Raw genomic sequence first — 14,084 nt, forward strand, 5'->3', positions numbered from 1 at the left:
ATTCGAATAAAAGGCGCAGATTGCGGGAAGGCTTTACAGCAATTTTGGGCCTCGCAGTTGTTATTTTTGTCGACATCTTTCCCCGAATCATCATTTTTGAACAGTAAGTTGGTAGCCAATTGGTCAACGACTTATTTAACCAGCGATTGCTTTGAAGTTTTGCGCGCATGATATATCGGACAAGAATATGGATACTTGTAAACCGACTGACTGGTCGGTATCATTATTGTATCTATGACTTTGAACAAACCCTGACTAGGAGAAACCATGGCCGACTTGTTCTCACCATTGCAACTGGGCAGCATCCAAACAGCTAATCGCATTTTTATGGCCCCTTTGACGCGCTGCCGCGCAGAGGACGAACATGTACCAACGCTGCTTATGGCAGAATATTACGCTCAAAGAGCCAGTGCGGGGCTGATCATCGCTGAGGCAACCATGATTTTGCCGGGTAATTCTGCCTTTTGGCATGAACCGGGTATTTATTCCGCTGCACAGATTGATGGTTGGCGCTTAGTGACCGACGCCGTGCATTCGGCTGGAGGTAAAATTGCCCTGCAACTCTGGCATGGTGGTAGAGCGTGCCATCCTGATTTGAATGATGGGGTCGTTCCTGTGGCTCCCAGTGCCCTTGCCATTAAGGGTGAAGAGGTACATACCCCAAATGGAAAGCAAAAATATACTGAACCGAGAGCCTTAAAGGATGATGAAATACCCGCTATTGTCCAAGGGTTTGTCCAGGCTGCCCTGAATGCCCGTTCTGCCGGATTTGATATGGTAGAAGTCCATGCGGCAAACGGATATTTACTGGATGAATTTCTGCGGGACGGAAGCAATGTTCGGTCTGGAATATATGGTGGTAGCATGGAAAACCGTGCGCGACTGCTATTCGAAACATTGACGGCTGTTTCAAATGCCATTGGTGCCGATCGGGTCGGGGTGCGTTTATCTCCCCTCAATAGCTTCAACGATATGCGTGATAGTAATCCCGTGGCCTTGTTGACCTGGCTTGCTGATCGCTTGAATGATTTTGGCTTGGCTTATTTACATTTAATGCGCGGAGACTTTTACGGCCATCAATCAGGCGATATTTTGTCTCCAGCGCGGAAACATTACCGTGGATCTCTGATTACCAACATGGGCTACTCGCCTGAAGAAGCCAAAGAAGCTTTAGCCTCTGGTGTTGTTGATGCCATTGCTTTTGGAACGGCTTTCCTGGCAAATCCAGATTTGCCAGATCGGATTCGTGCAGGCTATTCCTTGAATGCTCCTGACCAATCCACTTTTTATTCTCCTGGGCCAAAAGGATATACTGACTATCCGGCGTATAAAAAATCTAGTTTTAGTAAATAATACAGGACGGGATGAATACCTATTATTCCTTTAGTTATTCTCTCAATTTCCATGATAATTCCTCTCCGGTCCGGAGAGGAATTAATGTGTCCACTCCACAGGGATAGCTTTCGGGAACTGTCCAACTCCGTTTTTCCAGAGTAATGTGCCCCTGATTACGAGGGAGCTGGTAGAAATCCGGTCCATGAAAACTGGCAAAAGCTTCCAGCCGGTCCAGAGCGCCTGCTGCTTCAAAAACTTCTGCATAAAGTTCAATGGCTGCATGGGCGGTGTAAATTCCGGCACAGCCGCAGGCCGACTCCTTGTCCTGACGGGGATGGGGGGCGCTGTCCGTACCGAGAAAATATTTGGGATTACCACTGGTAGCGGCTTGAATCAGTGCCTGGCGGTGGGTTTCCCGTTTGAGAATCGGCAGGCAGTAATGGTGGGGACGAACCCCACCGACAAACAGGGCATTGCGATTGAGGAGCAGGTGATGAGCGGTGATAGTGGCCGCTATCTGCTTTCCGGCATCGGCCACAAATTGGGTGGCGGTGCGGGTGGTGATATGTTCGAGAACCATGCGCAGACCCGGAAAATTGCGAGTCAGGGGTAGCAGATGACGTTCTATGAATACTGCTTCCCGATCAAAAATATCAATATCCGGATCGGTTACTTCTCCATGCAGGAGCAGGGGCAGATCCATTTTTTCCATGGCTTCCAGCACGTTGTATACGCGTTTGAGGTCGGTGACACCGTTTTCCGAGTGGGTGGTTGCTCCCGCCGGATAGTATTTCACTGCCTGTACAAAACCGCTGCTTTTGGCTTTTTCGATTTCACTCACAGTGGTGTTATCGGTGAGATAAAGAGTCATGAGGGGTTGAAATGCTGAGCTCGGTTCCAGTGCAGCAACAATCCGGTCACGATAAGCAGCGGCAAGGTCCACCGTGGTCACGGGCGGTTTCAGGTTGGGCATGACGATGGCTCGACCAAAACGTCGGGCACTGTCAGGAAGCACTGAGGCCATATTGGCCCCGTCACGCAGATGCAGATGCCAGTCGTCGGGACGAATCAGGTTGAGTTCTTGCACAGCAACATCCTCAGCTTATTGAGATCAGACTGGATGATATGTTGCTGGCGCAATGTTTTTCAATCGGGCACTGCGGACTGCTCAGATTTTTGCTGGGCGGCTGCTCTGGCTTTTTTGGCGGCCGCAGCACTGTGAACCTGCAGGCTATGGTCAATGGCGGTAGCTTCCTGAGGATTCAGGGAGCCTATCAACGGCAAAAGGCTGTAGGCTTCTGCAAAGCGCTGCATCCGAATCATGGTTCGGGCTGCACTTCCATAGGCAATGGCGGCTTCCGGATATTTGCCGGTCATGTAATACACATTGCCCAATTCACCATAAATACCCGGATGATCAGGCGCTTCGTGAAGCAGTTTTTGGTAGTCGGCAATGGCTTTCGGCGCATTGCGCTGCCAGTAGGCCGCCCGAGCCTGCAAGAGCAGTTTGACTTCGGCTTTGCTCAGGCTTTTTGTCGAAGCCGGCATAGGCATGGATAAGGTGGGCGGAGCCTTGATATTTTTGTGGGCAGAATGCGCTTTGGCAGCGCCACTTTGTCCAGTTTTTTTGGGCGCGACGGGATGTTTGGCTGCGGGGACAGTTTTTGCAGGTAAGGCAGATTCTGCGGCTGCGGCACTGGCAATACAGCTGAAAGGCGAAAATTCAGGATTCAGGTCGCCTGAGACGAATTGCAGGCTGGCACCCACTAAAAGTGAGGTGAAAAGCATCCCGACCTTGAAAAGGGGGTGTCTTGGCACTAGGGGTAGGGAGAAAACACGCATAAGTTATTCGCCTCAATATTAAATGGGTTGGGTGCTAGAACATAGATAATTCCGGATACAAAGTGCTGGCCAGTTTTTCCAGTTCCTGGCTGGCTTTGCTGCTGGTATCCAATTCAAAAACGGCACGGGCTTCACTCAGTGAGCGGCGAAAGGCCGTGCGTTGTCCGAGTCGTAATCCCAAGGATTTGACCTGTGGAAGTTCGGCCAGCATGGCCTCGGCTTCATCGCTTTCACGGACTGCGTGGTGGGTATCGGCGCGATTGATAAATGCCCAGACCGGAGGGGCTGCCCATTGGCCGCAATCCTCCAGAAAACGTTGTGCAGACCAGATATCGGCCTGACTGGGGCCGACGGGCATCAGGATCGCATCGGCGACGCTCAAGGCTCCTCGAAAGGCGGTCAATTCGGAATAACTACAGTCAATCACTACGTATTCAGCCTGGGGCAGGGCATCATCCATCTCTGTAGCTACAGAAAGAGCGGGCAGAATGTGCTGTTCTGTGCGATCGCTGCAGACATCGCGTAAGGTCCCTTGGGGATCGAGGTCGTAAAGTTGCACGGGAGCCCGATACGCCAACCACACGGCGAGATTGAAACTCACCGTGCTTTTACCAGACCCACCCTTCATGGAGGCCACTACCAAACGCATGGGATCCTCGGGTTAGCGGCCATATCCGTAGGGCGAATAACCATAAGGAGACTGATAAGGACCCATGGGCGGAGGCGGCATGCTGGGACGCATCTGCTGCGGATAGGGTTGGCGATATTGTTGTGCGTATTGTTGTGGATATTGCCCCTGATTAGGATAAGCGGAGTTTTGTTGTGCCGGATAACGGGCATAACCTTGACTGGGTCCGTTGTAGGATTGTTGTCCGTAGGATTGCGGATAACCATTACTACCACCGCCCTGATATTCGCCCTGATAAGGCTGCCCATAACCGCCGTAGTTACCGCTGTTCATGTTCATGGGTCCACCATGCGGCCCATTGAAATTCATGCCACCCATATCCCAAGGGCCTTCTGATCCCTGCATGGGGCCACCATAGCCGCTAAAAGGCCCGCTGTTGCCATTCATGGGGCCGCTATAACCGGACCAGGGCATGCCACCACCACTCCAGGGCATCCCTCCACCACCACCGCTCCAGGGCATGTCGCCACCCCAAGGACCCCAGGCATACGCCGGGGCTGCAATCATGAAGCCCGCCATACCGACACCCGCCATCAAAGCCAAAGACCGCAGTTTCCGGCCCATTGGTGTTTTTTTCAATGATTTCATCACATTTGCCTCCATGTTCGTTATAAAAAACCCTTGATAATGTTGGTTTCCAGAACCCGCCACGCCATCGGCTAATTCAGTAAGCTTTATCAGCAAACAACGTGCCAGAAGTTAATCTCTTGTTTTATTGGGGATTATGGGTTTAAGAAATTTATCTTTTTGCAACAGAAAATTAAGCCAATATATTGATATATAATAAATATTATAAATGTTGCAGCGTAAAAGAATGCAACGGTTCATACAACAGTTCTTGCAACGTGGGATTCAGATAAAAAAGGGAAATCAAGTGATCTCCCGAATCTGGATGTGACAAACAACCCTACACCAGGGCACCGGCTTGTTATGCGCCTATCCGGCCATGGGCAGACCTGGGCGGGTTTTTGTAACCAGGGAATTAGTGATAACGGATCACCCGTACATTCTCCCTTATTGCGTGCGGTATGATGCCGTGGAAATAATACAGGTATTTCACAGCAGGCAAAAAAATCCGCGTAGGTGGTAGGGTCACGATAAAAACAGCGCATAACGTGAACACCAAGAGCGAGGCGATTTCTTGGCTTTCGATGCTTTGCTGGCGGGTTGTCCGGATACGTCCCGTTACAAGAAGCCTACAGCAACTCTTTCAATTGGTATAAAACGGCCAATGCTTCCCTGGGGCTGATATTGTTGGGGTCCATTTGCTCCAGGAGTTCCAGCGCGGGGTGGGGTGTTGCTGCAAATAGGGGAATTTGCGCCGGTGGATTTTGTGCGGGTGCCGGATTGGGTAAGATGCTTGGTCGTGCAGAGCTCGAATTTTCAAGTAACTGCAGTCGTACCCTGGCGGTGCTGACTACTTTTTCTGGAATGCCGGCCAGGCTGGCCACGGCCAGGCCGTAACTCTGGGCGGCTGGCCCTTCTTCGACACGATGCAGAAAAATAACCTGATCGTTCTGGGCGAAGGCATCCAGATGCAGGTTGCTGAGCTTCGGGTTTTCCAGTTCGGTCAGTTCAAAATAGTGGGTGGCAAAAAGGGTAAATGCCCCGCGTTCGAGCAGGGCTTCGGCGGTGGCCCAGGCAATGGCGAGGCCGTCATAGGTGGCGGTGCCGCGCCCGATTTCATCGAGAATGACCAGACTCCGGGCGGTGGCCAGATGCAGTATGCGTGCGGTTTCGCTCATTTCCACCATGAAGGTCGAGCGTCCGCCCGCCAGATCGTCGGCAGCACCAATGCGGGTGAATATCTGGTCGACAGGCCCGATAATGGCTTCGCGAGCGGGCACCCAACTGCCGATATGAGCGAGCAGTACAATCAGTGCGCTCTGGCGCATGTAGGTAGATTTACCGCCCATGTTGGGGCCGGTAATCAGATGCATCCGCTGTTGCCCATCAAAATGAAGGTCGTTGGGCACAAACTGACTACCCATTTGCGCTTCGACGACCGGGTGTCTGCCATCAAGAATGTGCAGGCTGTTTTCCGCCACCAGTTGCGGTGCGGACCAATTCAGCGAGATGGCGCGTTCAGCCAGGGTGCTCAGGACATCCAGTTCTGCCACTGCGGTCATGGTGTTCTGCAGGGCTGCAACTTCCGGTATCAGGGCGTCCAGAAGCGTTGTGAAGAGCAGACGTTCCCGGCTGAGAGCCAGACTTTCGGCAGAAAGCGCCTGATCTTCGATAAGCTTGAGGGCGTCATTGATGTAGCGTTCGGCATTTTTGGTGGTCTGGCGGCGGCGGTAATCGTCGGGAATAGGTCCCTGATAACTGCGGCTGATTTCAATATAAAAGCCGTGAACCCGATTGTACTGAATTTTGAGCTGGCTGATGCCGGTGCGCTGGCGTTCTTCCTGCTCCAGATTGCGCAGGACATCCTGAAGGTTGTGACTCAGGGCCTGCAAACGATCCAGTTCAGTGTCATAGCCGGTTTGGATATAACCCCCGTCCCTTTGGGTCATGGGGGGCTGATCGACAATGGCGTTTTCCAGCAGCAGGCGGGTTTCTGCGAATAACCCGATGCGTTCCCGATAATCATGAAGCGGACTTTGTGCGAAGCGCTGCAGGCTTTCGTGCAGGGCGGGCAGGGCCTGGAGGGTGCTGCGCAATTGCGCCAGATCACGAGGATTGGCGCTGCGCAAGGCAATACGGGTGAGAATGCGCTCGGCATCGGCGATGCCCTGCAGGGCCTTTTGCAGCGGCTCCGGACCCTGGCCGGCAACCAGTGCGCTGACATGTTGCTGGCGCTGCAGCAAATCGGGTCCCTGACGCAAGGGTCGCAATAACCAGCGCCTCAAAAGCCGGGCACCCATGGGGGTGCGGGTCTTTTGCAGCAGAGACAGCAGGGTAGGACCCTGTTCATGCAGACTTTCAACAACTTCCAGCGCACGATAAGCGGTGGCATCCAGATACAGCTCATCTTCAGCACGCTCAGGCTGCAGGTACTGGATCTGAGCCAGACTGCCCCGTAGTTGGGATTCGGCATAATGGAGAAGCGCTCCAGCGGCGCGCAGGGCCAGTGGCCAGTCATTGCAGCCAAAACTGTCCAGGCGCTCGCCAAAATAGCGCTCCAGCACGGCCTGACTGCGACGGGTCTGGAACAGGGTTTTATCCAGCCCCTGGGCATGCTTGTTGTTCAGGCTGGTTTTAAGGGGCGCATCTTCGGGAAGAATGATTTCAGCTACAGGACGCCGGGCCAGCAGGTCGGTCAAGCCGGTCTGGGGGATTTCCCTGAGCATCAGTCGCCCTCCGGCTGCATCCAGCCAGGCGAGGCCACAGCTTGGGCCTTCCGGGCAGATGGCCAGCAGCAGGGGCTCCTGGTGACTATCCAGCAAGGCCCCATCGACAATGGTACCGGGGGTCAAGACCCGGACAATGGCTCTTTCGACAGGTCCTTTGCTGGTGGTGGGGTCACCAATTTGTTCGCCGATGGCGATTTTTTTACCGAGTGCGACCAGTTTTCCTAAATAACCATCGACGCTATGCACCGGAACCCCGGCCATGGGGATGGGTTCTCCTGCGCTGTGCCCCCGGCTGGTGAGGGTAATACCCAGCAAGGTCGATGCTTTTTGCGCATCTTCGTAAAACAGTTCGTAAAAATCACCCATGCGGTAAAACAGCAGCGCATCCGGACATTCAGCTTTCAGTCCGAAATATTGTTGCATCATGGGGGTGTGCTTTTTAACGCTTTCTGAATCAATCATTTACGCTTAATTGTCTAAAATATGTCTAATTGGAAAATGGGGCTGTCTAAAACTCGGCCAGCTTGGGAGGCATGGCAACCACGGTGTCGTGCTGGCGGATGTACCGTGCCGTCATTCGGGCGTCGGAGTGACCAGCCAGTGCCACGGGGTCCAATCCCTGCTTTTTGGCATCCGTGAGGCTCTTGGCGCGGAGGTCGTGCAGGTGGGCGTCGGCCACACCGGAACGCTCAACGGCTGTGGCCCACATATCCTGCACAGTCGCGTAGGTGTAAGGCCGACCGCCGCGTTTGACGCTAAACAGGCTCATCGAAGCAACGGCGCGGGGAAGTGCGCGAGCAGCCTTGATGGCGCGTTCCAGATCGGGCGTCATGGCGACCAGAACCCGACTGCCTGTTTTCTCCTGCTCGAAGTAAATACCTTCTGCCGACACGTCCGAGAGTTTGATTTTGAGCACATCACCAATCCGCTGGCTGGTGAGGTAAGCGACCATGATGATGGGTTTGAGGTTGTCAGACGCTGCGGTGTAGATGGCCTGAAACTCGGTGTCTGTCAGGTAGCGGCGGCGCTTGGATTCTGCGTGGCGTTTGATGCCGACACACGGATTGTAATCCACGATGCCGTTTTCGAGCGCGTAGTTGAACACCAGGCGTAGGTAGGAAATCATGCGGTTGCCCATGTTGGGCCGATCCGCGTACTCAGCCTTGACGGTAGCTACGTCGGAGCCGCGCACCTGGTCCGGTGCGAAGTCCGCCAGCATAGTTTTTAGAACCCGCCTGCACTGGTCGTACTGGCTGGCGGTGTTAGGTTTCTTGTTACGGATAATCTCTACATGCGCGGTTTCGATGAGTGCCGCCATGCCGGAGTCCTTGGGGGCTGCCATGACTGCGTAACGCTGCAGTGCAGTGGGCAGGTCTGGAGCCAGACGAGTCCACTTACCGCCTTTGACATACCAGTATGCGCCATGCTTCTGATAAACACATGGCGGCAGGTTTCTCTGGCTTTTACGCGGTCGCATGGCGGGGCGGTATCCTCACTTGGGGTCTTGATTGTTGCGCCGGTGCCCCCAGTTTGGCAAGCACGGCGGCAGTCAGGACACGCGGCCTCCCATCCGCCGCGATTTCAAACGGGTAGGCGTGGTCCTTCAGCCACCGTATCTGGTGAGGCCGGTTCTGGTAGCCGGTGAGTTCTTGGAGCTGCTCTTTAGTCAGGAACATCAGTCAACCTCCGGCTCTTTCAATGGGCCGATAAATTGGCCCCGCAGTGTCTGTATGGCGTACACATTGACAATATGCCACTCTTTTGCTGGCAGGAATCGGTGCCAATAAATTCCCTGATACAACACCTCATGCGCCTCAAGCACCTTGGGTTTTTCCAGCAGCGCCAGCCGATCACATTCGGCGTGGAGTGCGGCTATTTCAGCCGTGAGGGCGTCCACCTCATCTTTGTGATCCGCAAACGGGTAACAGTTTTCTTCCCCTTCTTCTGGGTAGTATTGCATCTCACTCTCTCCTATCATCCGTTCCAATCCCACGCCCCACACTTGCCAGCAGCAGCAGTATGCAGGCACCGGCATGGGCCATATGATGCATCCCTGTTTCCGAATCCGTGTCCTCACCCCGCCAAAAGGCCCAGCAGTGGCGCATCAGGGCCGCGTAGAGCCGACCCCATGCCATGCCAGACTCCCAGTTACGCGGGGAATACTTCGTTGCGCCGTAGGTGAGCACCTGGGCAATCTGGTCTAGCGCATCACCTGGAAGCAGGTCGTAGCGGGGCTTGCCTTGGTCTTGTTTAATGGCTTCAGTGGGCCACGCTGCGGGTTCCGCCGTTTTTGGCTGATACTCAGAATCTTCCCCCTCCGAATCGTATAAACCGCTTATAAGGTCAGCGGGGCGCATAACCCCCGCATATTGCTCCCCAGAGCAGGTGTAAGTATCGCGGGTATAAGGGTCTAAAAATGGGTAGTTTTTACTGCCGCACCTCATTAGCGCCCCAGTTTTGCGCCCATCACGTCGCATATATCGTTTTCCCTCCTCAATCTCCATTCTGTGCCTCCAATTCCCGCAGCATCTCCCGCTGCGTTTCCAAAGTAATAATCTGTTTACGCACTACTTCAAGGAGCATCTTGGCGTTGGCCCGTTCTTCAGCCAGCAGGGTTTCCAGGCGGGCTATTTTCTTGCGGTAATCTATTTTGTCGGTCATCCCTCACCTCCCATCAGTGCAGCCCAAGAAACAGGTGCAACGTGCTGGCACCCCATCGCCACCTTATCCGCAAATTCGCGGATCTCGGCCTGTGCGTGGGCGTCCTGCCGCTGTCTGCACAGCCGCGCATACGCAGCGAGTGAGGCCGTTTCGTAGAACTCCGTCTCCATCGTCTGCGGCAGGAACATCCGCGCCTGCTCAGGTGGCACACCGTCGGCAATCATGCTGTTGTAGAGGATCAGCGCATGGGCGTGGATCGTCCTGGCTTCCACCATCCACGGGCCGCTATCTTTGTGCACTTCGTCGGTGCTGCCCTGTTTCACGTTGGCCGCACGGGTGCGAAAATACTTAGGCATAAAGAACTCCGGTGCGTCATCCACATATCGCCGTGAAGTTTCGTTCCGCGTGAACCCCACGGTATGGCGGAACCACTGGCGGGCGACAAAAATAGGCATCTGGATCACGAAGGTCAGCATGACGTGACTGAACGGAGTCCAGTGCTCGTGTTTGGCGAGATACCCGATCAGTTTTTTGTCGGACTCAGGCAGCTGGATATGGCAGCGCAGGTCTGACTCGTCACCCCGTGCGGCCCACTCCCATTTCGATTCCTTCGCCATACTGACCCGTGCGGCGTTGACCACGGCGAGGTCGTCGCCCATGCTGTTTTTCAGGACTACTTTACTCATGCTGTTCTCCTATCCCTAAAATCTGTTTCAACTTCCTCAGTGCCCAACTACTTGAAATCCCCATCAGCCCGCAATACGCCTGGAACGGCCAGTCCTCAAAAAAGTCCAGCATCCCTGTGGCCTGAGCATCCACGGCGGCGTTACGCAGTACACCAATTAACAGCCGCGTTTCTGCAGTGAGCGGCCCGTTTGTGACTTCACGGGCGGCGCTCTCCAGCACCGAGGCCCAGACGTGCGGTGCCTTGCACATCACTTCGTCGGTTGGTCCTTTCAGCAGCGCCTCTGTGGCGGTGTAGAGCTTGCTGCGGTGCTTGCCATACACAGCCTCCCTGCGCGACGGCGGGATAGCAATTTCGCCCACACAAAAAAGCGAGTGGGAATCCTCAAGACGCAGGAGGATTTTCCCCAGCCGGTTAAATGGCACCCCAGCCACCTTTTTGATCCAGACTGTGGGGACCGGAATACCGGCCTGCTGCACTGCGCGGTAGACGCGCAGCTGTTCCGTCATTTCAGCCAGCTGCACGAGTGGCCTCCATGTCATTCTTCACAATGGTGAGGGTCCGAAACAGCGGGTGAGCGCCGTCCAATGCCAGGCAGGCGATTTTCCGCTGGCCGGTGTCGATGACAGAGCCGCGCTCCATTCGCACCGACGCGGTACGCATGAGCACCCCCTGCTCGGCCATCCACTTCCGCAGCTCCGTGTAACTGAACTGCTTGCGGGCGCACCAGTCGCGCAGTGCGGCAGTGGAAACATACACGGTGTGGATGTTCCCGAGGTCGTCCATTTCCTGACGGATGTATGCGGCTTTCCCTTGAATGGGTACACCACCCACCAGACTCCATGAGGTATCCGCGCCGCGCACGGTGAGCGTGTACCCCAGATGTTCGTCGAGGAAGAAGTTAAGGCGCTCGCTCAGGTTGACGGCCACTTCCTTGCTCAGATCACTCATGGCTCCGTACTGCAGGCGCAGCCACTCTTTGAACTCCGCGAGATCAGGGATTTCAAACAGGCCGAGCTTCGCGGTGTGCTTGGCTGCCACAAGAGCCAGTGCCGTAGCAGCCAGCCAGAAACGTCCTGCGGTACGATCTACGCCCCACTGCAGGGCGACCGCATCCTGAAACTGCTGGATTTCCTGAGTGAGTATGTGTGCGTTGTGGACTACGTAGTTCAGCCAGATTGGACCTGCGTGGCCGTAGTTCTCACGGCACTGCAGATGCACGTCGCGCAGGTGCTTCACCAGCAGCTCGCCATTGTCGGTTTCACTGTTCGAGGGTGGAAGCAGCTCGACTTCAAGCACCCGAGCCAACAGTGCCTCCTGCGTCACGGCCTGACCGCTCGGTATCATATCCGCGATGGACCGGTTGGTACTGGTGACAAACGTGGTGGCCCACTCCAGTGAGGACTCCACCAGCGCACCGTCGCGCTGGGCGCGGCGTTTGGGGCGACCCTCAGTAGCCGAATAGACCAGCGAGGCCAAATCGTGATCGCGCATGGTGGTGATTTCTTCGATCAGGACGGGCAGGGCGCTGAGTGTTCCGGCCATTGTGAAGGTGCTGTTGACCGTATCCACAGCGCGTAGGTGCAGGTGGTTCCACGGCCCGTAGATGGTCGCGGCTGCCTCCTGCACGGCTGACTTACCCACGCCAGTGCCGCCATACAGGTTCACCAGAAACCCGTTGTAACCGGACAACTGCACGAGGGGTGCCGCGAAGCCCATCAGGAATCCCATGGCATGGCTCGGGCTGCGGCCCAGGTTCTTGGTGACTTCCTGCCACTTCTCAAGCGACCCGGCGCTGCGGATATGGCGCAGTATGGTCGAGGCAGACGGCGTGAACAGGACCGGCTCCGGTTCGTGGCCGTCCTGATACCGGCCTTCGGGGCCAACGAAGGACTGGTCCGGTTGCCAGCCCAGACGCTCATAAATACCAGCGGCCTGCTGGCGTGACTTCATGTCTTCGGCAAAACTGCGAACGTAGTGCATAAGTTCTCCATGCGGGAATCCGTTGACGCCGACTGCTGCAAACGCTTTTACGCAGTCTGTCTGGCTGGCGAGATCGGCGGCTTTAATGTCAAAATCGACCCAGGTTTTGTCTTCACGGCCTACGCTGAACGTGTAGTATTCGCGGCCATCCTTATCCCGGCATCGTGCGGTGAGCATGATCGGGTAGGCGTACAGCCGGAACGGGTCTTCACCGTCCCGCCAGATCGCGCCAAACTCGTCGATCCGGTAGGGTGGTGCAGGCTGGTGAATAGCGCGGTGTGCGTAGCCGTTCATCACCTCCGAGGCGTCGGGAGCCGGTGGCTGAGCAGGCTCAGGAGCCACGCGGCCCAGCACCAGAGGCGTCTTGATTTTCCCACGCTGCGGGCAGCCGCTGCACAGCTCCGGCTTGTAACCCTCCAGTGTTGTGCAGAGGGAGGGCCCTGCACCGGACGCGATGGCGTGGTCCAGCTTGGCCGTGGTGTTCGTCTCTGAGTAACCGGGATGGCCCTGACTCCACAACTGCGCGGTGGGCTCAGGCGTTTCGGTGAACTTGAGGATGTTCAGCATCGCGTACCACTCGGGCTCAGATAGGTCTGCCGGATGCTCGTGGGCGTTACGCAGCCAAGCGCACCGTTCCGCCAGCTTGGCGGCGTTGACAGGCCGTTCCTCATAAATCGCGCCCAGCGCACGGTTCAGGGTGAGCGGCGCACTACGCACACTGGCCGTTATATTCGGTGTAATGTTGCGGGCTTGCGCCTGAAACTGCACAGCCTGGATGAACTTGCGGGCACGGCCTTTCATATCCGCCGGTGCCCAGAGCAGACTGACCGGCGCAGGCTCGGTCTGCTTGTAGTTGGCTGCACCAACCGGACGCAGAATAGAAGCGGAGTCGCCGGTACGTTCCACGCCGATCTGCAGACCGAGTGCGGGGAGCAGCTGCTTGAGCGTGGACGCCAGAGGCATCCATGCGGCTGTGCTGATTTCCTGCGGCAGCGGCCAGTAAGCGTGGACGCCGTAACCTGAGTTCACCAGAACCGGCTTGGGGATCTCGTAGGTCTTACACATCGTGGCGACCGCTTGTACCGCCTCCAGCTGACTGGTGTAGGGTTTGTTCGGGCCGACATCAATATCCGCCCAGAAGGATTTGACGAATTTGGCCTGCTCGGCCTTTCGTCTGAATTTGGTGGAATCGTCGGGAACGAATCCAGATAAACCATAATAGACTTCGTAATTTGCGTTGGATAACTGCTGCATAACTTGAGACATCTGATGAAGGTCTGTAAACCAGCGGTGCCGCATACCTTCGGGTGTTTTGACTGCCAGACACTTTGTGCCACTGGCGGGGAGGATCATTGAAAAGAATTGTTCTGTGTCCATACGCTCCTCGGTGGGTTGGGCGCTGAGTAGCGCCCAATTACCTTACGCCCCGTAAACCGCTATTCGGGCCTGTCAAACAGCGTTTAAAAATGACCAGGTAACAGCGTATATTTTTGACCAGTTTTAGAGGGGGTGGCTGCGACGTTTTTTGAACCGGTAAGAATCGTTTCCGGTCTCCAGAATATCGCAGTGGTGGGTCAGTCGATCGAGAAGCGCC

General features: G+C 55.5%; 15 protein-coding genes and 1 pseudogene. 2 read left to right on the top strand and 14 right to left on the bottom strand.

What is annotated here, in order from left to right; translation table 11 throughout:
- The first annotated feature begins 267 nt into the window (after positions 1-267).
- Positions 268-1,353: an alkene reductase gene (locus tag BLW97_RS05415; protein ID WP_075322564.1), complete on the top strand. Its 1,086-nt coding sequence runs from the start codon at positions 268-270 to the stop codon at positions 1,351-1,353.
- 34 nt (positions 1,354-1,387) lie between these two features.
- On the opposite strand, the gene pyrC is transcribed toward BLW97_RS05415, so the two are convergent.
- The 4 genes from pyrC to BLW97_RS05435 are packed head-to-tail and all read right to left on the bottom strand — an operon-like array spanning position 1,388 to position 4,453.
- The gene (gene pyrC / locus BLW97_RS05420) at positions 1,388-2,422 is read right to left on the bottom strand and encodes a dihydroorotase (RefSeq protein WP_075322565.1); all 1,035 of its coding nucleotides are present in this window, start codon (positions 2,420-2,422) and stop codon (positions 1,388-1,390) included.
- A gap of 59 nt (positions 2,423-2,481) precedes the next feature.
- The gene (locus tag BLW97_RS05425; RefSeq protein WP_077218245.1) at positions 2,482-3,177 is read right to left on the bottom strand and encodes a tetratricopeptide repeat protein; all 696 of its coding nucleotides are present in this window, start codon (positions 3,175-3,177) and stop codon (positions 2,482-2,484) included.
- Positions 3,178-3,211: 34 nt separating this feature from the next.
- Positions 3,212-3,826, bottom strand: coding sequence for a nucleotide-binding protein (locus tag BLW97_RS05430; protein WP_031575006.1), 615 nt, complete (start codon positions 3,824-3,826; stop codon positions 3,212-3,214).
- A gap of 12 nt (positions 3,827-3,838) precedes the next feature.
- Positions 3,839-4,453, bottom strand: a complete 615-nt coding sequence (locus BLW97_RS05435) for a hypothetical protein (protein ID WP_075322566.1) — start codon at positions 4,451-4,453, stop codon at positions 3,839-3,841.
- A 328-nt stretch (positions 4,454-4,781) separates the two neighbouring features.
- On the opposite strand from BLW97_RS05435, the pseudogene BLW97_RS20380 reads away from it, so the two are divergent.
- Positions 4,782-4,955: pseudogene (locus BLW97_RS20380) on the top strand (type II toxin-antitoxin system RelE/ParE family toxin); the annotation flags it as partial.
- Between the two features lie 106 nt (positions 4,956-5,061).
- Here BLW97_RS20380 and mutS read toward each other — a convergent pair.
- The 10 genes from mutS to BLW97_RS19000 form a co-directional block, all read right to left on the bottom strand.
- Positions 5,062-7,623 carry a DNA mismatch repair protein MutS gene (gene mutS / locus BLW97_RS05445; RefSeq protein WP_075322567.1) on the bottom strand — a complete coding sequence of 854 codons (2,562 nt, stop codon included), beginning with the start codon at positions 7,621-7,623 and terminating at the stop codon, positions 5,062-5,064.
- Between the two features lie 46 nt (positions 7,624-7,669).
- Positions 7,670-8,638, bottom strand: a complete 969-nt coding sequence (locus BLW97_RS05450) for a tyrosine-type recombinase/integrase (protein ID WP_075322568.1) — start codon at positions 8,636-8,638, stop codon at positions 7,670-7,672.
- Positions 8,625-8,837, bottom strand: a complete 213-nt coding sequence (locus BLW97_RS20385) for a DUF4224 domain-containing protein (RefSeq protein WP_075322569.1) — start codon at positions 8,835-8,837, stop codon at positions 8,625-8,627. Before BLW97_RS20385 ends, BLW97_RS05450 begins: the two co-directional genes overlap by 14 nt.
- Entirely contained in the window at positions 8,837-9,121 is a 285-nt protein-coding gene (locus BLW97_RS05460; protein WP_075322570.1) for a hypothetical protein, read from the bottom strand. Before BLW97_RS05460 ends, BLW97_RS20385 begins: the two co-directional genes overlap by 1 nt.
- 1 nt (position 9,122) lies before the next feature.
- On the bottom strand, positions 9,123-9,665 hold the full coding sequence (locus tag BLW97_RS18670) for a dATP/dGTP diphosphohydrolase domain-containing protein (protein ID WP_077218249.1): 543 nt from the start codon (positions 9,663-9,665) through the stop codon (positions 9,123-9,125).
- Positions 9,655-9,822, bottom strand: a complete 168-nt coding sequence (locus BLW97_RS19375) for a hypothetical protein (RefSeq protein WP_158025126.1) — start codon at positions 9,820-9,822, stop codon at positions 9,655-9,657. Before BLW97_RS19375 ends, BLW97_RS18670 begins: the two co-directional genes overlap by 11 nt.
- Positions 9,819-10,508: an FAD-dependent thymidylate synthase gene (thyX, locus tag BLW97_RS05470; RefSeq protein ID WP_075322571.1), complete on the bottom strand. Its 690-nt coding sequence runs from the start codon at positions 10,506-10,508 to the stop codon at positions 9,819-9,821. Before thyX ends, BLW97_RS19375 begins: the two co-directional genes overlap by 4 nt.
- Positions 10,501-11,031: a hypothetical protein gene (locus BLW97_RS05475; RefSeq protein ID WP_075322572.1), complete on the bottom strand. Its 531-nt coding sequence runs from the start codon at positions 11,029-11,031 to the stop codon at positions 10,501-10,503. Before BLW97_RS05475 ends, thyX begins: the two co-directional genes overlap by 8 nt.
- Positions 11,018-13,867 (bottom strand): DUF927 domain-containing protein, encoded by a 2,850-nt coding sequence (locus BLW97_RS05480; protein ID WP_075322573.1) that lies wholly within the window; start codon positions 13,865-13,867, stop codon positions 11,018-11,020. Before BLW97_RS05480 ends, BLW97_RS05475 begins: the two co-directional genes overlap by 14 nt.
- 123 nt (positions 13,868-13,990) lie before the next feature.
- Positions 13,991-14,084, bottom strand: a 94-nt coding sequence (locus BLW97_RS19000; RefSeq protein ID WP_242947823.1) for an ATP-binding protein, incomplete at its 5' end; no start/stop codon positions are given.

Origin of the sequence: Acidithiobacillus albertensis, from assembly GCF_001931655.1 — a bacterium.
Taxonomy (GTDB): domain Bacteria; phylum Pseudomonadota; class Gammaproteobacteria; order Acidithiobacillales; family Acidithiobacillaceae; genus Acidithiobacillus; species Acidithiobacillus thiooxidans.